Here is a 23,256-nt window from a genome sequence, read left to right as displayed (position 1 = left end):
GCTGGGGGAGCGCCCCCGCGTCAGTAGCCGACCGAGTTGAAGAGGAACGGGTACGTGATGATGACGAGGCCGCCCTTGGGGGCGGGGAACTGCCAGCCCTTCAGGCTGCTGAGGATGCACGCCTCGACGGAGGCGTTGCGGAGGGTGGAGGACTTCGTCTTCGCGGAGGCGACGCGGCCGTTGAGGCCGATGGACCACTCCAGCACCACCTTGCCGGCGAGGCCGGGGTCCTTGAGCAGCGCGCGCTCGTAGCAGCCGTGCACCTCGTTCAGGTGGCTGTTGATGACCTTGGCCACGGCCTCGCGGTCCACGGTGCCCTGCGTGGAGGAGATGCTGCGCGCGGTGGCGCGCGTGACGGTGCCGCCCACCGCGCCCTTGCCCACGCCGCCAGCGCCCAGCGCGCCGATGCCGCCGCCGCCCTTGCCGCGCAGCAGCTCCGCGCCCAGCGTGGCGCCGCCGCCCTTGCCGCCGCCGCCCAGGCCGAAGGTGCCCAGGCCCGCGTTGGCGATGGGGGCCTTGCCGATGAGGCCGGAGAGTTTGTAGTTGGTCTGCTTGACGTTCTTGCTGCCCGGGCCGCTGCCCAGCTTGTCCACGGCGGCCAGCAGGTCGTTGGCGGCGGGGCCGGCGGCGGACAGCTTCGCGATCGCCTTGAGGGCCTTGCTCTCCGGCGCGGCGGCCACGGCCTTGGGGACCTGCACTTCCTTGACGGGCTTGGGCGGGGCCTTCTCCGCGACGACGGGCTTCTCCTTGACGGGCTCCTTCTTCTTCAGGGACTCGAGCTTCTTCTTGGCCTCTTCCTTCTTCTTGGGCTCGGGGGCGATGAGGCGCAGCGCGACGGGCGGCAGGTTCTTCTGGGTGAAGTCCGCGGTCGCGGGCCCCTGCGGGCGGGTGGCGATGAACCAGCCCAGGCCGCTGCCGAAGAGGGCGAGGAAGAAGAGGGTCAGCCAGGGCAGGCCCTTGAGCGGGTTGACGAAGACGCGCTCGGGGGCGGGCGCCGCGTAGGCGACGAGCGACATCTTGCCCTGGGTGAGGCGGGCGGCGGCGCCGTCGCGCAGGGTGACGAAGCGGCGGCTGCCGTCGGACTCGAGCGCGGCGGTGGTGACGGGGGTGAAGCGGCCGTCGCCGTTGGCCTTCTCCACGTCGGTGCCGGGGGGCACGAAGAGGCGGTAGTTGCCGCTGACGGACTCGGCGAGGGTGAAGTCATCGCCTTCGGGGAGGGTGAAGCCCCACAGCGGCATGGGGGCCTGCTCCTCCAGGGCGGCCTTCACGGGCTTCTTCGCGTCCGGGGCGAAGCGGCGCGCGTCGCGGCGCACGGCACCCCAGTACAGCTCCATGTAGAGCTGGGCCGCGCCCTTGCCCGGGCCGATCTTCGGCGCGTGCGTGGGGCGGCTGGCCGGGGCCGCGCCGAGGACGAGGGGGCCGGAGTCGGACGCGGCGACGTCGGTGTCCACGCCCGCGAGCAGCTCGTCCGCGACGAGCAGGCTGGGCATGGCCTCCGAGGGGGGGCGGCGCCGGGCGGAGGGGACGGTGCCCGCGGGAACGGCGGGGGCCGGAGCGGCCTTCGGGGCGGGAGCGTGAGCCGCGCGCGCACCGGGCTGCGCGTGCGCGCCGTGTTGCGCCTGCGCGGCTTGGTGCTGCGCCAACGCGGCCTGCTGCGCTTGCTGCTGTGCGTATGCGGTCTGTTGCGCCTGCTGCTGTGCGTATGCGGCCTGCTGCTGGGCGAACGAGGCCTGCTGCTGTGCGTATGCGGCCTGTTGAGCCTGCGCGGCTTGTTGCGCTTGCTGCTGGGCGAACGAGGCCTGTTGCTGCGCGTGGGCGGCCTGCTGGGCCTGTGCGGCTCGCTGCGCCTGCTGCTGGGCGAGCGCGGCCTGCTGCGCTTGGTGCTGCGCCAGTGCGGCCTGTTGCGCTTGTTGCTGCGCCAGAGCGGCCTGTTGCGCTTGCGGCTGCGTCAGTGCGGCCTGCTGCTGGGCGAACGCGGCCTGCTGCGCTTGCTGCTGCGCCAGTGCGGCCTGCTGTGCCTGCTGTTGGGCGAACGCGGCCTGCTGCGCCTGCTGCTGGGCCAGCGCAGCCTGCTGCGCCTGCTGTTGAGGGAACGCGGCCTGCTGCTGGGCGAACGCGGCCCGCTGCGCTTGCTGCTGGGCCAGCGCGGCTTGCTGCGCCTGCTGTTGGGCCAGCGCGGCCTGTTGCGCGTGCGCGGCCTGCGCGCCGTGCTGCGGCCCGAACGGGTGCGTCGCCCCGTTCCCGGCGTGCGGAGGCCCGAACCCGTTCGGCGGCGCGGCGGGCGGAGCCCCGGCGCCACCGAGGAGCGCGGCGACCTCGGGCGGCGGCTGCGGCTTGGTCTCGACGGGGCGCTGGTTGAGGATCCGCGTCTTCAGGACGAACGGCCCGCACAGCACCTCATCCACGGAGCGGATCTCACAGGCGGTGACCTGGTGTCCGTTGACGAAGATGCCGCTGGTCCCTCCGCCCGCGTCCTGGATGGCGGTGCGACCGTTCTGGAAATACAGCAGCGCGTGGCGCGGCGACACGGAGGCATCGTCCAGCCGCAGATCCGACGACGCATCGGAGCCGAGCGCGTAGGTGCCGGGGACGAAGACCTCCGTCCCCACCAGGAGGCCGTCGCGGAGGATGACGACTTGCAGGACGCTGGGCTGGCCGCTCAACGGTGACGCTCCCTTCGAGGGGTGATGGGCGGTACGGCCCTACTGATCGTAGACGGTGGCGAGCGTCTCCGAGCGGAAGCTGTCGCGCTCGCGAAGCATGGACCGCGTCTTCAACTCCTTGCGGTCATACAGGTAGACAGCGCCGGACTTGTTCGTCTGGCCCTGGATGAGGCGGTCATCGAAGTCGATGCGCGACGGCCCGCGCTGCGGCGGCGCGGACGACGCGGTGGCGGCGGCGTCTCCCGTCACCGGATCCGTCACGACCGTGCTCGCCTTCGTCTCGATGCGCGGCGGCGCCTTGCTCGAGCCCTTCTTGGCCCGGGCCGGCTTCGCGGCCTTCGTCTTGGGGGCACGTGCCCGCCCCTGGGCCCAGGCATCGTTCGCGGGGGAGAGGGGACCGAAGCCGAGCACGCTGGCGACGGCACAGAAGAGGAGGAAACGTCGCATCATCAACAGGTTAAGCGATGCGTGCCCCGACCTGTCAACGCACACTCCTGCCGCATGGCATGGCCCGTGGCGAGCAGGTGTGGGGGGCAGTCCACCTCACCTGGGGCGGGCACTCCACGCCCTGTCCCGCCTCGTGCCGGCACGCTGGAAACGTCCCGTGGGATTCCCTCCGCGCGGTGCCTCCCGAGCATGCGAGCAGCCGTGGCGCGAAGTCATCGTGACTCGGTGGGCGAATGGAGGATGCTCGCGCGCGGGAGGCATGCACACGCGTGAGAGGTGTCACTCGCAAGCGGGGATGGATCGTGGCCGGGCTCGGAGCCCTGGTCCTGCTGGGCCTCCTGACCTTCGCGCTGAAGCCCCGGAGCGCGCCCCCGCCCCCGCCCGCTCATGCCCGGCCCGCCGCGCCGCGCCCCATCCTCCAGTCGGTTGGTCCGAAGCTGACCAGCAACCAGACCTCGCAGCCGCTCTCCCTCTACGGTGAGGACCTGGTGCCGGGCCTGCGGCTGGTGCTCGGCGCGCCCCTGGCGCGGGAGGTGCCGCTCACGGTGGTGGACGCGCGCCACGCCTACGCGCGGCTGCCCCCCGACCTCGCGCTCCCCGCGGGCACCTTCCAGGCGGACGTGCAGCTGTCGCTGGCCGCGAGCACCGGCCCCCAGCCCACGGGCACCGCGCGGCTCACGGTGGTCAACGACAAGGCCTTCCCGGACCTGATGGCGATGGCGCTGTCCCCGGACGGGCGCACGCTCTTCGTCGCGTCGCCGCCCACGGACACGGTGTTCGCGCTGGACGTGGCGTCGGGGCGCGTGGAGGCGATGGCGGTGGGGGACGGGCCTTCCGCGCTCGCGACGTGGACGGACGCCGGCGGGCATCCCTGGCTGGGCGTGGCCCACCAGTGGGACGCGGGGCTCTGGCTGTACGCGCTGGACGCGCCGGAGCGCCAGGCCCGGGTCGTCCCCGCGCCAGCGGGCGCATGGGGCCTCGCGGTGGATGGCGCGAAGGGCGTGGCCTTCGTCGCCGAGCACATCCGCGACGCGGTGCACGCGCTCGCGCTGGAGGATGGCCGCGAGAAGTGGGTCCGGGCCGTGGATCCGAACCCGCGCGCCATGGCGGTGCGCGGGGGGCTGCTCGCGGTGGGCAGCCTCCAGACGGGGGAGGTGGTGCTGCTGGACACCCTCCAGGGCCGGGAGCTGGCGCCCCTGGTGCCCGGGCCGGGCGTCCCCATCATCGGAGGGCCCACGGAGGCCTTCTCCGCGCAGGTGATGGGCGGCAAGGCGGCTCGGGCGCTGGTCGTGAGCGACCGGCTGAATCGCGTCTTCATGTCGAGCCTGGGGCCGAACGTGGGGCCCAACGCCCAGCGCATGGAGGTGAGCGCGAACAGCGGCGTCGCGGTGCTGGACCTGGACCGTCAGCAGGTGGTGCGGCACCGCGGCTTCGGCGCGGGCGTGACGGAGGGGCTGGCGCTGGATGACCGCGCCGGGCTGCTCTACGCGGCGGACGTGGGCCTGGGGCAGGTGCGGGTGCTGGACGCGAGGGCGCTGGTGAAGAGCGACGCGGCGGCTCGCGAGGCGGTGCTCCAGACGCTGCCCATCCCGGCGCCCGAGGGCACGCCGTTCATCCGCCCCGCGGAGGACCTGGGGACGAAGGGCCGGGCGGGGCTGGAGCTGCACTCCGGGCCGCGCTCCCTGGCGCTGTCCCCGGACGGGCGCACGCTCTACGCGCTCAACCGCTTCACGGGCACGGTGGCGGTGGTGGACGTGCGCGAGGCGCGGGCGGGCAAGGCGCGCGTGGTGCGGCAGTGGCCGGTGGTGGACGTGCGCCCGAACGAGCAGCGCCGGCGGGGCCAGGTGCTCTACTTCACCGACGTGGGGCGCACCGGGATGAGCTGCGACGCGTGCCACATCGAGGGGCACACCGGCGGCGTCTTCTTCGAGAAGACGCGCCCCATGCGCATCTACCGTTCGACCACGGCCCTGGGCAGCCGGGACACGCCGCCCTACTTCACGCCCGCGAGCACGCGCAGCATCGCGGAGACGGTGGAGACGGTGGGCGGGCGCAACCGCTACCACAACCCGGATCCGCTGCCGTCGGAGGTGGAGGCCCTGGCGCTCTACACCTCGCTGCTGCCCACGCCGCCCAACCCCTACCGGGGCGCGGACGGCGCGCCGCTGGAGACGGTGACGATGCCGGACGGCGGGACCGGCCACCCCCTGAAGGGGCTGGCGCTCTTCGAGGGCAAGGCCCGGTGCGCGGCCTGCCACCCCGCGCCCCTCTTCACCCTGGATCAGGACCCCTCGACGCGGGGCCAGTACCAGGACGTCGGCACGCCCATCGCGCTGGAGCTGCGGCTGGAGCAGCAGCAGCTGGTGGCGGGCGCGGCGCCGCCATCGCTGGTGGGGACCTGGGACGTGTGGCCCCTCCTGACGAGCGCCACGATGGGCTACGCGGTGCAGGGCGACCGGCTCGTCGTGGGCTCGCGCTTCCCGCTGCGCACGCTGCTGGAGCGCTCGGGGCCCCAGCACGGCGCCGCGCGGGAGCTCACCCCCGAGGAGCGCGACGACCTGCTCGCCTACCTGCTCACGCTGTGAGCCCTACCGCGCGGAGCCGGAGTGGAAGGGGAGCAGCACCGCGGCCCGGACCCGCGTGACCATCGACTCGGCGACCAGCGGCCACCCGAACGCCGCGAACGTGAGCACGGCCATCATCGCGCTGAACATCCACAGCCCCATCATCACCGCGATGCCCAGGTGCATGCCCAGCGTCAGCGCCACCCAGAGCCCCCGCGTGCGCCGGGGCCAGACGCAGAACGCGTAGCCCCCCTCCACCACCAGGGTGCCCCACGTGGCCAGCTTCACCAGCCACGGCACCGCCGCCAGCCACGCGAAGTCGAACTGGCCGTACTGGGGCTGCATCAGCACCTCCCAGATGGCCGTGCCGTCCCGCCACACCGGCCCCAGGAGCTTCTCCAGCCCCGTGGACAGGTAGATGAGACACAGGTGTACCTGCAACACGCGCAGCGACAGCGTGGCGAGCGCGGAGTGCACGACCGAGGTCCTCCCCGCCCGGGCGTCCAGGGAGAACGCCGCGCCCACCGGCATCACCGCGCAGTAGAAGAGGCTGATGTGCGCGAAGGTCTCCACGCCATAGGAGAAGAAGCTGATGCTGTTGAGCAGCACCGTGTGGAGGATCCACGCCACCACCGCCGACAGCCGCGTGTGCAGGCCCAGGAGCAGCCCCAGCAGCGCCACCACGTAGGCGAACGCGAGGGCCTGGATGCCGGCCACCTGGGAGATGCCCAGCGGCGCGAGCGCGGCCACCACCGCGTCCACGCGGGGCACGGCGGGGGACGCCATCGCCTCGGAGACGCTCCACGGCACCCAGCCCCGGTCGCCCAGCAGCTCCGGCAGGCTCTCCGACAGGCTCCAGGCCTGGATGAGCAGCAGCGCCGCCACGCCCATGCGCAGCACGCCCAGGGGCTGCGGCGACGAGGGCGCGCTGACGAACGCCGCCAGCCGCTGGCCCACGGAGGTCCTCCAGGTCGCGGCGCTCATGGCGTCACCTCGCCGGCGGACAGGGGCGCGGGCACCCGCCGCTCGAACACCGCGCGGTAGGCCTCCGTCCAGAGGGGCCGCGACCCCTGGAGGTGCGCCTCCATGCTGGGCAGCTGGAGCGACTCCACGCGCACCGTGACCGAGCGCGCGTCCGGGTGCCGGCCGAACATCGCCGCCGCCCACGCGCGGGCCAGCGCGTCCCGGCTCTCCTCCAGGTTGAAGCGCAGGTTCATGGAGTGGATGCGCAGGCTCACCGCGCCGTTGTCGGACCGGAAGTCGTCGTGCAGCGGCGCGCCGGACGCGCCCTCCAGGTCGAAGGAGACGCGCACCGCCGGGCTCACCCCGGGGGCGAAGAAGCTGAAGCCACTGCTGGAGCCCGTCCAGTGCCCATAGGCCCGCGCCCAGGGGCTCACGGCGCCCGCCATCCCGGAGAAGGGCACGTGCAGCGCGCCACAGGCCACCATCAACAGGTGCAGCGCCGCGAGGCCGGTCAACAACCCGTGCCGGGGAGTCAACGTGTGTCGCATGGGGGCTCCAGTCCCGAGCGCCGGAGGACGGACCTCCGGCGCCGGGTGCGTCGTGAAGGGGCTGCTGCTTTGCTTCAGGGGGTCGTGACTTCGGATGGCCTCAGTTGCAGTTGCCGGTCACGCTGCCGCCGCCGGTGAAGAGGCCCAGCAGGTTACCCGTGGTGTTGCCGAGGATGTTGCCGCCACCGAGGATGTTGCTGAGGATGCCGCAGTTGCCGCCGCCGCTGCCGCCGCCAGAGCCACCCGCCAGCGGGCCCGTCTTCGACACCAGCACGACCTCTTCCATCGACACCGCCATGCGCGGGTCGTGGCTCTTGACCTCGCGGTTGTTCGCCATCGCACCCGTCGCGCCCAGCGCCAGCACGAACATCGCCACGGTCCCACCGACCTTCATGTGCGTCTTCTTCATGGCCTTGCTCCTTGGGGTTTGGAGGACTGCATGGGCAATGTCTTTCCCCTCCCTGGAATCGGAACCATCCCGGCAAGACCAGGATTTTGTTGCCGGTTGTTTCCAGGGAGGATGTGGACATTCCAGCCTGGCTGGCGGCAGCCTTTCTTCGCCTCCATGGGGGCGGCCCGTTGGACCTGGGTCCATGCCCTCGCGAGGGGCCGTTCCGCGGGTTGCTTGCGTCGGGTGGGGGAGCTGAGGTCTACAATCCGACGGATGCGTTCCTCCCCCCGGGTCGCCTGGCTCCTGCTTTCAACGCTGTGCCTGTCGTGCACCGACTCGGGGCTCTATTCGATTGATGACCGCGCGGGCGGCACGAAGGACCGCGTCAACTTCGAGGGCGACCTCTGCGTGCCGGAGGCCACCGGCGACGCGTTCCCCGTGAAGGTCGTGTTCGCGCTCCAGGGCGGCACCGGCGTCGAGCCGGAGGTGGTGGGCTACGCGGTGGACGGCCTCACCACGCTCACCTCGCGCTTCACCGGGCCGCAGGTGCGCTTCGGGCTCGTGGCCTTCCACTCGGTGGCCACCGGCCTGCAGGGAAGCTTCACGGACGCGGCCGCCTTCCAGTCCGTCCTGCCCCGCTACGCCAGCTACCAGCAGCAGGGGCCCATCAGCATCCGCTCCGCGCTGCGGCTGTCCAAGAGCCTCCTGTCCGGCGACATGCAGGCCTCCTGCAAGGGCGAGGTCGCGCGCACGCGCTACGTGGTCGCGCCCGTCATCCGCAGCGCCGACGTGAGCTGTGACAACCCGGCGTACAACATCGGCATCGACAGCCGCTGCACCGCGCTGTCCCAGGCCGCCGGCTGCAACACGACCCCCGAAGCCCAGACCCAGTGCAACGCCGCGTGCAGCCAGTGCGAGCTGACCGCCGTGGTGGGCGAGCTCAAGGGCCTGGTGGAGCAGCTGGGCGCGGGCGGCGTCAGCGTGCAGCCCGTCTACGTCCGCGGCGACGTGCCGGACGCCGTCGCCCGCCTCCAGGTGGCCGCCATCGCCAACGCGGGCGGCAGCGCGCCGGTGGAGACGGACTTCCCGGGCCTGCCCAACGCGCTCGCGCGGCTGGACTACGGCGCGCTCGACAACGCGCTCAAGCTCAAGCGCTTCCTCGCCTTCAACCGCAACGTGCAGGTGCGCAACGGCCAGATGTTCACCGACAGCGACGGCGACGGCGTGGGCGACGACGACGAGCGCGCCCTGGGCCTGGACCCCACCTCCCCGGACACCGACCAGGACGGCCTGATGGACGGCGTCGAGCTGCGCATGGGCCTGGACCCGCTCGCCGTGGACGTCATCAACGGCTGCAGCGTGGTGCAGGACACCGACGGCGACCGGCTCAACGACTGCGAGGAGCGCGTGCTCGGCACCGACCCCTGCGTGGGCGACACCGACGGCGACGGCCTGCCGGACCTCGTGGAGGCCCTGTCCCAGACGAACCCGCTCGTCGCCGAGGACCTGCTCGACAGCGACCGCGACGGCCTCTCCAACGTGGAGGAGGTGGAGGCCCACGGCGACCCGCTCAGCGCCGACCTCGACTTCCACCGCGAGCGCGGCTACGGCTACTCCATCGTCCCGCTGCCCCCCACCGCCACCAGCGACCGCGCCTGCTACCGCACCCGCGTGGAGAACGTCTCCCTGGTCCCCACCCTGGAGCGCCCCCACCCGCTCATCCCCGGTGAGGTGATCCCTGCGGGCACCAACGAGGTCTACCTCTACCTCCAGGTGGGCCGGGACAATGATCCGCGCGGCGCCGGCGTGGGCTCCCTCTTCATCCAGGAGATGCACTACGACCCCGCCACCGGCCGCACCCCCGCGGGCATGGTCCCCCTCGTCTCCAATGACTTCATCGTGGGCACCTGAGCCCGGCCCCGGGCGTGGGGTGTCCCCCACAGTCTCAATGGGGTGTCCCCCCCACACCCTTCCTGTAGCAGCCCCTTCCGAACGCGCAAGCCCTTGAAGTTCCTGACCCTGAAACTCCTACAGACGCGGGATCGCCTCTTGCTAGGGCGGGGGGTTGTGAAAGGAGTCACCATGACTATCGGTCGCATTGCCCCCATGCTGGCGCTCGGCGCCTTCCTGGTGCTGAGCCCCCGCACCGTGCAGGCCCAGGAGCAGAACCCGGACAACCCGGAGTGCCTCGGAGACGAGTGCGGTCGCCCCAAGGAGGAGGGCGGCGGCTGCGGTTGTGGCTGCGGCTGTTCCATCTGGGTGGCGTACACGGACGACGGCAAGACGCTGTCGTACACGGACGACGCGGACGGCGACGGCAAGGCGGACGACAAGGACAACTGCCCGTTCACGTCCAACCGCGACCAGGACGACATGCCTGACAGTGACGGCGTTGGCTCCGCCTGCGACAACTGCCCGACCGTTGCCAACGCCAACCAGCTGGACGGGGATGGCGACGGCATCGGCGACGCGTGCGACCCGGACGACGACAACGACGGCAAGCCGGACGGCGAGGACAACTGCCCCACCATCCCCAACGCCAACCAGGCGGACAACGACCAGGATGGCATTGGCGACGTCTGCGACGATGACGACGACAACGACGGGTACAAGGACGGCGAGGACAACTGCCCGCTCATCGCCAACCCGGACCAGGAGCTGCCGGCGGACGTGAGCCTGTGCCGCGTGGACGCGGACGGCGACAACATCTCCGACAACCTGGACAACTGCCCCGGCCTGTCCAACCCGGACCAGAAGGACGCGGACGCGGACGGCATCGGCGACGCGTGCGACCCGGACCGGGACAACGACTCCGTGCTCAACGACGTGGACAACTGCCCGCTGGTGGCCAACCGCGACCAGGCGGATGACGACGGCGACGGCATCGGCGACGCGTGCGACACGCGCTACTGCGTGGTGCTCAACAAGGACAACCCCAACGACTGCCTCGACCCGAAGTCGCCCTTCAGCGTGGGCACGGGCGGGGTGCTGAGCGTGGAGAAGACGGGCATCTCCGTGCGCCCGCCCCTGTTCGCCAACCGCAACGGCGCGGCCATCGAGTACACGTGGACGGTGGTGAAGCGTCCCTCCGGCTCCACCGCGGTGGTGGAGAACCCCAAGGGCGCCGTCACCTACAGCCGCCACTGGGAGTACCAGTACGTGGACGGCAGCGTGCCCAACTTCCAGCCGGACAAGGAGGGTGAGTACGAGCTGCAGGTGTCCACGCGCCTGGCCTTCGCGGACCGCGTGTTCCCCGACCAGCGCACCTCCGTGTCCAGCCTCTTCCTGAAGGTGGGCGAGCAGGACTCCGACGGCGGCGGCTGCACGTCGCTGCCGGCGGGTGGCAGCGCCGCGGCCCTGGGCGCTGGCGTGCTCGGCCTGCTGCTGCGCCGCCGCAAGAAGGCGTAAGAAGGATGTCCCCCATGCCAGGAGGCCCGCATCGCATGCGCCGTCTGCTCGTCGTCCCGCTCCTTGCGACCGGCCTCCTGGCCCTGGGTGTGCTGTCCTGCTCCGACACGCTCCTGGAGCCGCGCGCCCAGGAGCAGTCCCAGATGGATGACCGGCTGACGCTCACCGGACGGGTGTGCACGCGTCCGGCGAACCCCACCGGCTTCCCGGTGAAGGTGGTGCTCGTCGTGGACGAGTCCGGCAGCATGTGCGTGTCGGATCCGCCGGGCTCGCAGGAGGGCAGCGGCTTCTGCGAGCGCGCGGAGGTGCAGGCCATCATCCCGCCGGGCGTCACCGAGCCCGCGCGCGTGCGCGCGCTGAAGAACCTGGTGAGTGGCTTCAAGCGCATCAACGACGCGCGCCAGGGCAACATCAGCATCGCCATCGCCCCGTTCGAGACGAACGTGAAGAACACCTGGCCGCCGGCCTCCACGGGAGACCGCTTCGCGCCGCCGGGCAACATCAACAGCTACATCGAGGGGCTCCAGTCCCAGCTGGGCAAGGGCACGGACTACCAGGGCGCGCTCAGCTACGCGTACAGCCTCATCGCCAGCGACATTGAAGCGGTGTCCCAGTCCACGCCGGAGCTCTTGCCGCGCACGCGCTACGTCGTCGTGTTCCTCACGGACGGCACGCCGTACCCGCGCTGCTCCGCCAACGACGACCTGTCCGTCTACGCGGGGCCGGACACGCCGGACCTCACCTGGCGCGACTCCATCTCCAGCTTCTGCAACGCCACCAGCACCACCGACGCCATCAACGGCTTCGAGGTGGGCACGGACCGCAACCAGAACTACCAGCTCTTCAGCTACGTGCGCAGGCTGATGGAGCTGAAGACGCAGTACAACGTGGGCGACGTGCGCATGCACACGGTGCTGCTCTTCAACGAGGAGGCCGTGCGCGCCTGCGGCCCCATCTGCCAGGACATCTACGGCACCTACCCGGGCGTCCCGGAGGCTCAGTACCCGGCCGCGGCGAAGAAGATCGCCTCGTACCTGCTCAAGCGCTTCGCGGAGATGGGCAACGGCGTCTACCAGGAGTTCAGCGACACGGCGGAGATCTCCGAGCTGGGCCTGGGCGCGCTGGACTACTCGTCGTTCGCGTCGCCCAACGTGATGAAGACGCTGCTGGTGGAGCCGCTGAGCTCCGCGCCGGGGGATGACGGCCGCGTGCTGGACAGCGACGGCGACGGCGTCCCGGACTCGCTGGACAACAGCTTCACGCTGAAGACGAACCCCTTCACCCTCGACAGCGACGGGGACTGCCTGAGCGACGGCTTCGAGTACCGGCGCATGGACCAGGGCTTCAAGCCGGGCAACGACCTGGACGCGCGCGGCTGCGACCCGCAGTCCCCGCTGACGCCCGACTGCGTCTGCCGCGACACGGACGGGGACGGGCTGTCGCAGTTCGCCGAGGACTACCTCAAGACGCGCCAGGGCATCGTGGACAGCGACGGCGACGGCGCGCCGGACGGGCTGGAGGCGAAGTACGGCCTGAACCCGCTCCAGTCCAACGTGGCCGGCCTGGACACCGACGGCGACGGCATCCCGGATGACGAGGAGCTGAAGGCGGGCAGCGACCCCACGCGGCGCGACCGGCTCTTCCACGACAAGTACGGCATCCAGTACGAGGTGAAGAAGGTCGAGGGCGGCAACGACACGGACGGCGTCTGCTACGACTTCACCGTGTCCAACCTGCAGCTGGTGACGCCGCCGGACCGCTCGGGCGTGAAGCAGGGCTACAACCTCTTCAAGGTGTGGTTCGCGGAGGCGCCGGAGAGCGGCGTGGCCACGGACTACGGCGTCTGGCGCACCGCGTGCGCGTGGGCCCAGTACGCGCCGCCCAGCGTGCGCGTGCCGCTGGGGCCGGACCTGGCCATGGAGGACGGTGACTTCCGCCGGCCGGATCAACTGGCGGACCCCTGGAGGACCCAGGGCAGTTGCGTCGGCGTGTCGCCGTCGCAGGGAGGCGCGTCGCCGTGAGCCGCGCGGGACGTTGGTGGATCCTCACCCTGGTGGGGCTCGCCGTGGTGGTGGCCTGTACGGATACGTACCTCTACGACCCGCGCCGCGACACGGAGGTGCCCGCGGACCGGGCCGTGTCGCTGGACGGGCGCTTCTGCACCCTGGGCGCGAACGAGGTCATCCGGCCCATCAAGATCATCGTCGCCATGGACGCCAGCCAGTCCATGCGCGTGAGCGACCCGGACGGCACGCGCGCGACGGCGCTGGTGGACCTGATCGAGAACCTCCCGCAGGACGACGAGGTCTCCATCGCGGTGATGCTCTTCGCGGGCAGCACCACGGCGTTCCTCACGCAGAACCCCGGGCCGCCGCTGGAGGACGGCTTCGTGCAGGTGTCGAAGCTGGACGCCACCGCGAAGGCCATCCTCACGGAGAAGCTGCTCACCTTCCGCAACACGGACACGTCGCCGAACCGGGACTCGACGGACTTCGTCAAGCCGCTGTCGGACATCTACTCGCTCATCAACACGGACATCGCGCGGGCGCGGCAGCAGCCCAGCGGAAGTGACGCGCTGGCGCAGGCGCGCTACTCGGTCATCTTCCTGTCGGACGGCAAGCCCACCAACGACCAGGACGACGAGCTCATCCGCGGCGACGCGGTGGTGCGCATCCGCCAGCTGCGCGACCTGGTGGAGGACGTGCGCTTCAACACCGTGCACGTCTTCAACCCCATCCAGCCCGTGCCGTCCGTGTGCGACCTGGTGGCGGAGGACGGCGGCTTCGGCGACGGCGGCTGCCCGCTGCTCATCATCAACCAGAACGCGGACCGCCTGGAGAAGATGGCCACGCTGGGCGGCGGCAACTTCCGCGACTTCCGCAACAACGAGCCCATCAACTTCCTCAACTTCCAGTTCGGCCAGGTGCGCCGCGCCTTCGTCGTGAAGGAGTTCGTGGCCTCCAACTTCTCCGCGCCGCCGGGCAGCCCGCTGGACGAGGCGGACACCGACGGCGACGGCCTCACCGACGCGCGCGAGTACGAGCTGGGCACGAACCCCAACCTGCGCGACACGGACGGCGACGGCTTCAGCGACGGCGTGGAGGTGTACTTCCGCGACCGCGGCGTGGACTTCAATCCCACCCAGGTGGCGCTGCCGGACGGCGGCGGCCTGGACAAGGGCTGTCCGCCCGCGCTGCGCGGCGTGGACACCGACTGCGACGGCCTCCTGGACTGCGACGAGCAGTTCATCGGCACCAACGCCACGCTCCAGGACAGCGACGGCGACGGCATCCCGGACGGCATGGAGTGGCGCGGCGGCACCCAGGGCTCCAGCAAGGACCTGGACGAGGACCCGGACACGGACGGCCTCACCAACCGCAGCGAGCTGCGCATGCACATGCGGCCCCTCCAGGTGGACACCGCGAACCTGGCCTCGGACGCGTACCGCTACAGCCTGGAGGCGGACGGCCCGGTGGATGCGGACGGCCGCCAGTGCTACCGCTTCCGCGTGGACAACGTGCTGCTGGCGCCCACCGTCGCGATGATCGCCGACGGCGGCGTGGACGGGGGCGTGGACGCCGGCACCGTGCAGCGCGGCGCGGGCTACAACGACATCTACCTCTCCGTGTCCATGCTGCCCGCGGACGACCCCACCGCGCGCACGCTGGTGCGCACCTTCCGCGTGGACTCCGTGCGCTACCCGGTGGGCGGCATCAAGTCGCCGCCGGACGGCGTCGTCCGCGTGAACCCCGAGGACTTCGTGGACGGCTGCCCCGGCGTCGCCCCGACCCTCTCGCCCGTCCCCTGATGCCTCCTCACGAGTCCCCCATGCGCCTCCGCACCCGACTGCTCCCGCTCGCGCTCCTGCTCCTGGCCGCCTGTTCCTCCGGCGGGGACGACACGCCGGACGCCGGCACGGCCGTGGTGGAGGACCTCTGCAACAGCCGCGAGGAGGCCCTGTCCAACGCGGACTGCGAGCTGAAGCCCGGCGTGCCGCTGGAGCGCTTCCTGGCGCTCACCGGCGACGTGAAGGCTGGGGACGAGGACTGGTACAGCATCCGCGTCCCGGCCTCCGCCAACGCGCGCACGCTGGTGCACGTCACCGGCACGTACCTGGCGTCCAGCACGCCGGTGAACCTGTCCGTCACGGTGATGGAGAAGGACAAGAACACGGCGCTGGCGGCGAAGTCGGACCAGCACGGCGCGGGCGCCCCGACGCCGGTGGACCTCATCCTGCCGTACGGCACGCCGGACACGCAGCTCATCGTCGTGGTGCGCGACGCGCCCACGAACCCCGCGCGCCCCAACTACGACGCGCGCAACGCCTACCGCCTCACCGTGGAGCTGTTGGAGAACCCGGACGCGAACGAGCCCAACGACGTCACGCCCACGCCCATCGCGCTGGCGGCGCAGGGGGCCGTGCAGGTGGGCACCGCGAAGGGCTACCTGGCCACGGACAACGACGTGGACCGCTTCAGCTTCCCGCTGCCGGAGGGGAAGGTCGCCTACGTGCGCATCACCGCGCCGGACCAGGGCTTCGTGCCCAACTACCGCCTGTCCTACGAGCTGCTGCGCCCCAACGGCACGGACAAGGAGTCGGAGGGCAGCGTGCTGCCCAAGGTGCACCCGGGCGTGCTGGCCACCGCGCGCAAGGTGAAGCTGCCGGGCACCTGGACCCTGGTGGTGAAGGGCTACCGGGGGACTAATGATCCCGTGCCCGCGGGCGACCTGCGCCAGCCCTACGAGGTGGAGGTGCGCGTGGTGGACGAGGCGGACCCCAATGATCAGTCCGGGGACAACGACGCCTACGCTCGGGCGTTCGCGCGCAGCCTGGTGGGCTCGCCGGGGACGTCCACGGCCTTCACCGGCCGCCTGGGCTACGTGTCCGACCGCGACTGGTACGCGCTGACGCTGCCCGTGTACGCGAAGCCCAGCGTGCTGCGCTACCGGCTGGTGGAGGTGCCCACGACGACCCGCTTCGACCCGCTGCCCCTGCCCCTGGGGCAGCTGGCGGACCGGCAGGTGCTGGTGTTCACCACGGTGAGCACGTCCGTCACCGCGGAGCAGCGCGCCACCTGCACCAGCGACGCCACGGTGTGCCCGCGCGACGTGCGCGAGTTCCCCGACGCGCCGGGGCTGGTGCAGGCGTACTGCAACAACGCGGAGGCCGTGCTCTGCATCCAGTCGCTGCGCGAGGAGGCGGACCCCGCGCGCTTCCCCAACCTGAGCAACTTCCAGGGCGCGCTGCCGGTGCCGGCGCACGCCGCGACGGTGACGTACCACTTCGTGGTGCAGGACGACGGCAACAACTGGGCGGATGACCGCGACTACCGGCTGGAGGTGTCCTGGGACGACGACGACGCGGAGGAGGTCGCCGCCTACAGCGGGGGCGTGGAGCAGCCGCGCGCCAAGACGCTCGGCGGCGTGGGCACGGGCGACCTGCCGGCGCCGGGCAACGCCACCTTCGAGGCGAAGGGCCAGCTGTCCTACGGCCACGGCCGGCTGCGCGGCAACGACCGCGCCACGGGCCTGGGCGTGCGCGGCCCCACGGACTACGACGCGGTGCCCTCCGACACGGACACCTTCCAGTACCAGCTGCCCTCGCTGAGCGCGCCGGAGGACGCGGCGTGGCTGGTGCAGTGGGAGGTGGACAACCTGCCCGACGGCGGCACGCCGCACGGGCTGGCGCTGGACCTGACCTTCTGCGACGGCACCTCCACGGACGGCGGCACCGGCCCCTGCGCGCCGGTGACGACCACCAGCACGGGCGGCGCGCTGACGCTGGCGTACAGCGCCTCGGTGATGCGCGCGTGGCACACCTCCGCGAGCGCGCCGCTCAGCAGCTACCAGGCGCTGTACCAGTTGGAGAAGACGGCCACCACCACGCGCGTCACGGTGGCGCCCTACGCGTGCTCCTGCCTGGAGCGGCGCTTCATCCAGGGCGGCACGCTCAAGGTGGCGGTGAGCGCCACCGAGCGCACGGACTACACCCCGGTGGGCTACACGCTGCGCACCGCCTACGGCGACTACCCGCGCAGCTACACGGCGGCGGATGGAGGCGCGCCCACGTCGTGCCCGGCGCCCGCGCAGGATGGCGGCACGTGGGTGGGCGGTTGCCAGTTCACCCGGTAGCCGCGCCGGGCGGGCGGCGGGGCTCCACGCCTCCGCCGCCTCCGGGGGCGCCGCCGGGACTACGGCGCCTCGACGCCCTTGCCCTTGAGCGCCAGCTCGCGCGTCTCGCCGTTGGCGGCGTTGGACTTGAGGGTGAGGGTGCCGGTGAAGTCCTCGGCGGCGTTGGGCTTGAAGGCGACCTCGATGAAGGTGCGCTGGTAGGTCTCCAGCTTCATGGGGCCGTTCTCCGGCCAGGTCTCCGGCTTCTTCATGGTGAAGACGCTGGGGCCGGAGAGGGAGGCCTCGTTGAGCTCCAGCGTCTGGAGGCCGCGGTTCTCGATGTAGAGCGTGTTGAAGGTCGTCGCTCCCACGTAGGTCCCCGCGGAGAACTCCGTGTCGAAGCTCAGCTCCGTGCGGTCGATGATGAGCTGCGGCGTGTCGGGCAGGTCCTCGGATTGGTCCCCGCAGCCCGCCAGGGCGATGATGGTGAGGGGCAGCCACAGGTTGCGCAGGCGCATGGACATCCACTCCTCGGTGAGGTTCAGAAGAATGTCTGGTGTTGTAACACGGAAGGTCTCGCGACTGGCGGGCGCGGTGATGGGATTGATGCTGTTCGCGTGCGGCGGCTCGCGCGAGGACTTCATCGGCGCGCGCGTGTTGGACACCTGCAACGCGTCCTGGCCCGTGTGCGGTGAATACGCGGGCTGCATCCTCGGGCCGGAGAGCTACTCCGAGGGGCGCTTCCCCGGCCGCGGCAAGGTGCTGGTGCGCGTGCCGGAGGCCTCCACCCTCAAGGTCAGCTTCTACCTGGAGGACGTGACGGCGGCGGGCGAGGAGACGGCCATCACCGTGCACGAGGAGGGCTGCCGCGCGCGGCAGCGCAAGGCATCCACGGGCCGCGCGGCGCTGGACCAGATGGAGAAGTTCGGCATCTTCACGCAGCAGGCGGACGTCACCGGCGTGGGCGACCACCTGGTGGAGTTCGACTCCGACATGCAGGCGCGCTACGTGGTGAAGGTGGACGTGACGCCGCTGCGCATCCAGTAGCGGGCGGCGCCGCGCCTCAGCCCTTCAGCGTGCGCACCAGGTGGTCCGCCACGCGGAAGCTGTTGGCCGCGATGGTGAGCGTGGAGGGCACGCTGCCGCCGGTGGGCATGAAGCTGCCGTCCACCACGTAGAGGTTGGGCACCTCGTGCGCGCGGCAGTGCTTGTCCAGCACGGAGGCCGCCGGGTCGTCGCCGAAGCGGCAGGTGCCGTGCTGGAGGATGGTCGTCTCCCCCTGCGTGCCCACGCGCTCCACGCGGTCCGGGTCCAGGCGCAGCAGCACCTCCTCGCCGCGCTCCACCAGGAAGCGCGTGGCGGCGAAGTCCGCCGGGTGCCGGTCCAGGGTGATGGCGGCCACGGGGATGCCGTACTTGTCCTTCACCCCGGGCTCCACGGTGACGGAGGTGCCGGGCGTGGGGAGGAACTCCGCGTAGACCTCGAACTCGAGGATGCGCGAGTCGCGGTACGCGCGCATGCGGTCCTTCAGCTCCTTGCCGAACACGCCGGCCTTGCCGCTGCCCGCCAGGCCCACCGCCGCGTAGATGGGGTTGGGGTGCGCCCACATGAAGCCCAGCGTGCCGCCCTTGCGGAAGCCGTGGCGCGCGTCCGGCATCAGGTAGAAGTCCTGGAGGCTGCGGTTGACGAAGGGCGCCGGGTCCGTGAGCCACGGCCGCGCGGCCTTCTGCCTGGACACGCGGAAGTGCGCCCGCGAGCCGCCGAAGGAGCTGAAGAGGAGGTTCCTGCCCACGAGCCCGCTGCCGTTGGCGAGCCCGTTGGGGAAGCGGCTGGAGGTGGAGTTGAGCAGCAGGCGCGCGCTCTCCACGGCGGTGGCGGAGGCGATGATGACCTTCGCGGGCTGCTCCTGGGTGACGCCCTCCGGGTCCAGGTACACCACGCTCTTCGCGCGGCCCTGCTTGTCCACTTCAATGGAGCGCGCCATGCAGCCCGGGCGCACCTCCACGTTGCCGGTGGCGAGGGCGTTGGGGATGAGGCTCGCGAGCGTGCTGCTCTTGGCGCCCGTCTCGCAGCCGTAGCTGCCGCACAGCGCGCAGTAGGCGCACGGCGCGCGGCCCTGGTAGGCCTTGCTGAGGATGCCGCGCGCGGTGGGCAGCGCGTGCCAGCCCAGGGCCGCGCACACCTTGTCGAGCTCGGACGCCACCGGGTGCACGTCCAGGGGCGGCAGCGGGTAGGGGCCGCGGCGGGGCTCGGCGAAGGGGTGGGGGACGGCCTGGCCGGACACGCCCAGCTCGGCCTCCGCCTTGTCGTAGAAGGGGGCCAGCTCCTCGTAGGAGATGGGCCAGTCCGCCACGGTGGTGCCGGGCACGGCGCCCAGCGTGGAGCGCAGGCGGAAGTCCACCGGCTTGAGGCGGTAGAAGAAGCCGCTCATGTGCACCGTGCCGCCGCCCACGCAGTTGGCGGTCCACGCGGCGTTGCTGCGCTCGTAGCGGCCCTTCGCGCCCTGGCGCACCAGGTGCGGCTCCTCCCACGGCAGCGGCATGAAGAAGTTGCGGCGGCTGTTGAGGATCTCGTCGTGGACGAAGTCCTTGGGCTGGTAGTGGCGGCCCTTCTCCAGCACCACGACCTTGAAGCCCGCGCGCCCCAGCTCCAGCGCGAGCGGCGCCCCGCCCGCGCCGCTGCCCACGATGCACACGTCCACGGAGGGCCGGCTCACGGGTGGTGGCCTCCGCACTCGCGCAGGCACCGGGGCCCGTCGTAGCCCTCCGGGGGCGCCATGGCGAGCGTGCCCACGGTGTCGAAGCCCATCAGGCGCCAGCCCACGCGGCCCTTGTTGCCGCCGTAGGACGGGTCGCCCAGGAAGCCCTCCAGGCTGAGCGTCATCAGCAGCTCGTAGAAGTGGGCCTCGCCGCTGCCGGCCGGGCTGTCCTTGAAGATGCCGAGCAGCTCGTCCTGCTGGGCGGGCGTGGCCTGCGCGAAGCCCTTCTGGAACATGCGCTGCGCGCGGCGCTCCAGCGCGGACAGGCCCTGGAGGAAGTCGCGGTGCATGGACCCCAGCCCCTGCGTCTCCAGGATGCGGTCGATGTAGAGCGCCACGTCCGCGTCCTGGGCGCCCGGGTCCTCGTCGCGGGGGAGGAGCCGCTCCGTGGCCGCGGCGACGACGGCGTACTCGAAGGCGGAGAAGGTGCGCAGCGCCTGCCCGGCGGCGGTGGTGCCCGTGGGCCCGGCCGGCTTGGGCGCTTCCGCCTCCTTCGAACGTTTACACGCGGCGCCGCCCAGCAGCACGACGCCACCGCCGAAGAAGGTGAGCCGCTGGATGAAGGTGCGCCGGGACAGCTTCGGGGGGAGCGAACGCGCGCGAGCCATGGCGTGCGAGCCTAACCCAGGTGCGTGTGTTTCACGGCACCGGAGGTGGGGCCGGGGTCGGCTGTCCGCCCACCGCGCGCGTGCGACACGAATGCACCGTGAGGCGTGACGGACAACGCGCGCGGCTGACATAGGATGGCGCCCTCAACCCGGCCGACTGGACCAAGGAGAAGAACCGCATGAAACGGCACGCGTGGCTACTGGGGGCGGCGCTGGCGCTGGGATGTGGCGGCGGCAAGCCGGCCAACCCGGACGCGGGCTCGAAGCCGCAGGACGATGGCGGGACGACGGAGACGCCCTTCGTGCGGCTGACGGTGGACACGGCGCCGAGCGAGCAGCCGGCCATCTCCAACATCGCGATGGCGGTGGGCCCGAACGACCGCATCGGCATCGCGTACTTCGTGAAGGTGAACGACAAGGACTTCGAGCTGCGCTACCGCGAGGTGCAGGACGGCCAGGTGCAGGCGACGGCGGAGAAGATCGCCACCGTGCAGCGCATGTACGGCGTGTCGCTGGCGTTCAGCCCGTCCGGGCAGCCGGCGGTGAGCTACCTGGGCGGCGGCAGTGACGACTCCGTCTACTGGCTCCAGAGCGACCTCGCGGTGTCCTACCGCGACGCGAGCGGCACCTGGACCGAGCGCATCGCCGTGACGAAGGGCGACGAGGCCGTGGCGGGCAATCCGGTGAGCGACACCGGCTACCTGGTGGGGTTGAACCCCTCCATCGTCTTCAGCGGCAGCCAGGCGCTGGTCGTCTACCGCGACGGACACAACGGGCAGTTCCCGCAGCAGGACTGGGCGGGCAGCGACGTGGAGCTGGCCAGCGGCGGCCCCACGGCGTGGCAGCACCGGGTGGTGGCCTCGGGCGGCGACCAGAAGACCGCGTACGGCGGCCGGCTCCAGATGATCATGGCGGGTGAGCAGCCCGTGCTCGTCTACGACCAGGCCTTCGGGGCCGCGGACGCGAAGGGCGCGAACGTGTACTTCCAGCGTCGCAACGCGGACGGCGCGACGTGGACGCCGCCCACGCAGGTGCAGGCGGTGGGGGACACGATGCTGGGCGCGTCGCTGGCGTATGACCCGGTGGCGGGCCTGGGCGTCGCGGTGGTGGACCGCTCCAACAGCCGGCTCACGCTCATCACCTGCGCGGGCACGACGGGGACGAAGTGCGCGGCGGCGGGGGACTGGACCACGCCGGACCCCGTGTACCAGACGGGCTCTGGCGGCTGGTACCCGTCGCTGGCGTTCGACCCGAAGACGCACGACCCGTCCATCGCGTTCCACGTCTGCTCGCTGGAGGCCGGGCGCAACGAGGGCAGCTGCTCGCCTTCGGACGACGCGCTGATCATCGCCACGCGCGTGGAGGACCAGTGGCGCGAGGTGACGGTGGACACGGCGGGCGGCTGGTCGCCGAAGCTGGCGTTCCTGTCCACGGGCCAGCGGGTGGTGCTCTACCGCGCGGGCGGCACGCAGGCCCTGACGCTGGCGGTGGAGCGGTGAGCCTCGCGGGACGCGCCGTGGCGGCGCTGGGGCTGGCGGGCCTGCTCTGCGGCGCGGGCGCCGTCGCGTGCCGGGGCGACAACGAGCTGTCCGGCAGCGTGTCGGAGCTGTTCCCCGTCACGGACGTGTCCAGGGTGGAGATCCGCCGCAACCCGGAGGCGCTCCAGGTGAGCTACTTCCGCAACAACGGCCTGGACGTGGACCTGGTGGCGCGGCTCACGGTGGACACGGAGGGCGTGGACCTGAAGCCGGGCACGAAGGTGCCGCTGGGCGGCACCACGCCGTCCGGCCGGGACCGCGCGGCGGTGGTGCACGTGGCCGCGGGCGAGCCGGCGCGCGTCTTCACCCAGGTGGAGCGCGGCGACCTGGTGCTGGACGAGGGCGGCAACCCGGGCGAGCTCACGCGCGGGGACTTCTCCCTGTCGTTCAAGAAGGGCGACGGCTACGGCGCGGGGCGCAGCATGGAGGGGACGTTCAAGTCCGAGGCGCTCGACGCGGGCTTCGGCCCGGACCTGGGCGACGTGGTGGTCGACGAGCCCGCGCCCTGACGCCCCCCAGGGCTTCCGGTGGGTCGCGCCGGAAGCCTCGGGGGCTTCGCCTCACGGCGTGCAGGCGTCGAGCGAGGCCAGGCCCTGGGAGAGCTGTCCCTGGTGCGTGGCGAACTGCGCGAGCGCCGGCGCGCCGCCGTCCAGGAAGAGCTGGCGCGCGGTGTCCACGGCGTCCCGCGCGTGCACCGTCACGGTGGCGCCGCGGGCGTCCGTCACCTTCACCGCGCCGTCCGCCTGGCCCTGGGCGCGGAGGAGCAGGGCGCCCGCCTCGTCGCGCGCGACCAGGCCGTCCTCCAGCGGCTCGAAGTAGCGCACCAGGGGCTCCTGGCCCTCGCGCCGCAACTCCAGCCGCATGACGCCGGACTCCGCGTCGCGGGACATCTTCAGCGTGTCCGTGGGGCTCAGCCTCACGAGGCGCGTGCCCGGGTCCTCGCCCTCCACGCTGCTCACCGGGTTGCCGCCGGTCCAGAACTCGATGCTGTTGACGACGAGCGCGTCCACCAGCGTGCCGATTTCATAGACGGGCACCACGACGAAGACGAGGAACACCAGCCACTGGACGAACTTGTTGCCGGAGACGCCCTTGTTGAACTGCCAGATCTTCTGCGTGAGCTTGAACGAGCCGAAGCAGCCCGTGGCGTGCACCATCAGGACACCCGCGCACAGCACGCCGAGCCAACGGGACGGACGCATCTGCATGAAGCCCTCCTGGGGAATGGGGACCGCGTGAAAGCGGCCACCACCATGC

At 71.8% G+C, this 23,256-nt stretch carries 18 protein-coding genes; 9 read left to right on the top strand and 9 right to left on the bottom strand.

Features of this window, described 5'->3' with window-relative positions; translation table 11 throughout:
* Positions 1-20: 20 nt before the first annotated feature.
* Positions 21-2,663: an AgmX/PglI C-terminal domain-containing protein gene (locus U8525_RS23490; protein ID WP_374268533.1), complete on the bottom strand. Its 2,643-nt coding sequence runs from the start codon at positions 2,661-2,663 to the stop codon at positions 21-23.
* 39 nt (positions 2,664-2,702) lie between these two features.
* On the bottom strand, positions 2,703-3,113 hold the full coding sequence (locus U8525_RS23485) for a hypothetical protein (RefSeq protein WP_374268532.1): 411 nt from the start codon (positions 3,111-3,113) through the stop codon (positions 2,703-2,705).
* Between the two features lie 230 nt (positions 3,114-3,343).
* On the opposite strand from U8525_RS23485, the gene U8525_RS23480 reads away from it, so the two are divergent.
* Positions 3,344-5,695 carry an MtsA protein gene (locus tag U8525_RS23480; protein ID WP_374268531.1) on the top strand — a complete coding sequence of 784 codons (2,352 nt, stop codon included), beginning with the start codon at positions 3,344-3,346 and terminating at the stop codon, positions 5,693-5,695.
* A 3-nt stretch (positions 5,696-5,698) separates the two neighbouring features.
* Here U8525_RS23480 and U8525_RS23475 read toward each other — a convergent pair whose 3' ends face one another.
* From U8525_RS23475 to U8525_RS23465, 3 genes are all read right to left on the bottom strand, one after another.
* Positions 5,699-6,658 carry a hypothetical protein gene (locus U8525_RS23475; protein ID WP_374268530.1) on the bottom strand — a complete coding sequence of 320 codons (960 nt, stop codon included), beginning with the start codon at positions 6,656-6,658 and terminating at the stop codon, positions 5,699-5,701.
* The gene (locus U8525_RS23470; RefSeq protein ID WP_374268529.1) at positions 6,655-7,185 is read right to left on the bottom strand and encodes a hypothetical protein; all 531 of its coding nucleotides are present in this window, start codon (positions 7,183-7,185) and stop codon (positions 6,655-6,657) included. The genes U8525_RS23475 and U8525_RS23470 overlap by 4 nt, the downstream gene beginning before the upstream one ends.
* A gap of 100 nt (positions 7,186-7,285) precedes the next feature.
* Positions 7,286-7,594 (bottom strand): hypothetical protein, encoded by a 309-nt coding sequence (locus tag U8525_RS23465; RefSeq protein ID WP_374268528.1) that lies wholly within the window; start codon positions 7,592-7,594, stop codon positions 7,286-7,288.
* Positions 7,595-7,849: 255 nt separating this feature from the next.
* Here U8525_RS23465 and U8525_RS23460 point away from each other — a divergent pair, with 255 nt between their 5' ends.
* From U8525_RS23460 to U8525_RS23440, 5 genes are all read left to right on the top strand, one after another.
* Positions 7,850-9,487, top strand: a complete 1,638-nt coding sequence (locus U8525_RS23460) for a calcium-binding protein (RefSeq protein ID WP_374268527.1) — start codon at positions 7,850-7,852, stop codon at positions 9,485-9,487.
* Between the two features lie 171 nt (positions 9,488-9,658).
* The gene (locus U8525_RS23455) at positions 9,659-10,984 is read left to right on the top strand and encodes a thrombospondin type 3 repeat-containing protein (RefSeq protein WP_374268526.1); all 1,326 of its coding nucleotides are present in this window, start codon (positions 9,659-9,661) and stop codon (positions 10,982-10,984) included.
* 35 nt (positions 10,985-11,019) lie between these two features.
* Entirely contained in the window at positions 11,020-13,005 is a 1,986-nt protein-coding gene (locus tag U8525_RS23450) for a VWA domain-containing protein (RefSeq protein WP_374268525.1), read from the top strand.
* Positions 13,002-14,792, top strand: a complete 1,791-nt coding sequence (locus tag U8525_RS23445) for a VWA domain-containing protein (protein WP_374268524.1) — start codon at positions 13,002-13,004, stop codon at positions 14,790-14,792. Before U8525_RS23450 ends, U8525_RS23445 begins: the two co-directional genes overlap by 4 nt.
* 20 nt (positions 14,793-14,812) lie before the next feature.
* On the top strand, positions 14,813-17,116 hold the full coding sequence (locus U8525_RS23440) for a hypothetical protein (RefSeq protein ID WP_374268523.1): 2,304 nt from the start codon (positions 14,813-14,815) through the stop codon (positions 17,114-17,116).
* A gap of 59 nt (positions 17,117-17,175) precedes the next feature.
* Here U8525_RS23440 and U8525_RS23435 read toward each other — a convergent pair whose 3' ends face one another.
* Positions 17,176-17,613: a hypothetical protein gene (locus U8525_RS23435; RefSeq protein WP_374268522.1), complete on the bottom strand. Its 438-nt coding sequence runs from the start codon at positions 17,611-17,613 to the stop codon at positions 17,176-17,178.
* 79 nt (positions 17,614-17,692) lie between these two features.
* Between U8525_RS23435 and U8525_RS23430 the strand changes: the two genes are divergently transcribed.
* Complete coding sequence (locus U8525_RS23430) at positions 17,693-18,142, top strand: hypothetical protein (protein WP_374268521.1); 450 nt, start codon at positions 17,693-17,695, stop codon at positions 18,140-18,142.
* Positions 18,143-18,158: 16 nt separating this feature from the next.
* Here U8525_RS23430 and U8525_RS23425 read toward each other — a convergent pair whose 3' ends face one another.
* Both U8525_RS23425 and U8525_RS23420 read right to left on the bottom strand, forming a co-directional pair.
* The gene (locus U8525_RS23425) at positions 18,159-19,811 is read right to left on the bottom strand and encodes a GMC family oxidoreductase (protein ID WP_374268520.1); all 1,653 of its coding nucleotides are present in this window, start codon (positions 19,809-19,811) and stop codon (positions 18,159-18,161) included.
* On the bottom strand, positions 19,808-20,461 hold the full coding sequence (locus tag U8525_RS23420) for a gluconate 2-dehydrogenase subunit 3 family protein (RefSeq protein WP_374268519.1): 654 nt from the start codon (positions 20,459-20,461) through the stop codon (positions 19,808-19,810). The genes U8525_RS23425 and U8525_RS23420 overlap by 4 nt, the downstream gene beginning before the upstream one ends.
* 179 nt (positions 20,462-20,640) lie before the next feature.
* Between U8525_RS23420 and U8525_RS23415 the strand changes: the two genes are divergently transcribed.
* Together U8525_RS23415 and U8525_RS23410 are read left to right on the top strand one after the other, a co-directional pair.
* Positions 20,641-21,960: a hypothetical protein gene (locus U8525_RS23415; RefSeq protein ID WP_374268518.1), complete on the top strand. Its 1,320-nt coding sequence runs from the start codon at positions 20,641-20,643 to the stop codon at positions 21,958-21,960.
* A complete protein-coding gene (locus tag U8525_RS23410; protein WP_374268517.1) occupies positions 21,957-22,508 on the top strand; it encodes a hypothetical protein in 552 nt (183 codons plus the stop codon). Before U8525_RS23415 ends, U8525_RS23410 begins: the two co-directional genes overlap by 4 nt.
* Positions 22,509-22,559: 51 nt before the next feature.
* Here the strand turns inward: U8525_RS23410 and U8525_RS23405 are convergent, their stop codons facing one another.
* Positions 22,560-23,207, bottom strand: coding sequence for a DUF3332 domain-containing protein (locus U8525_RS23405; RefSeq protein WP_374268516.1), 648 nt, complete (start codon positions 23,205-23,207; stop codon positions 22,560-22,562).
* Between the last annotated feature and the right edge of the window lie 49 nt (positions 23,208-23,256).

This window comes from Corallococcus sp. RDP092CA (assembly GCF_041903675.1).
Classification (GTDB): domain Bacteria; phylum Myxococcota; class Myxococcia; order Myxococcales; family Myxococcaceae; genus Corallococcus.
The sequence above is the reverse complement of the archived record's forward strand: the minus strand, read 5'-3'. Positions and strand labels throughout refer to the sequence as shown.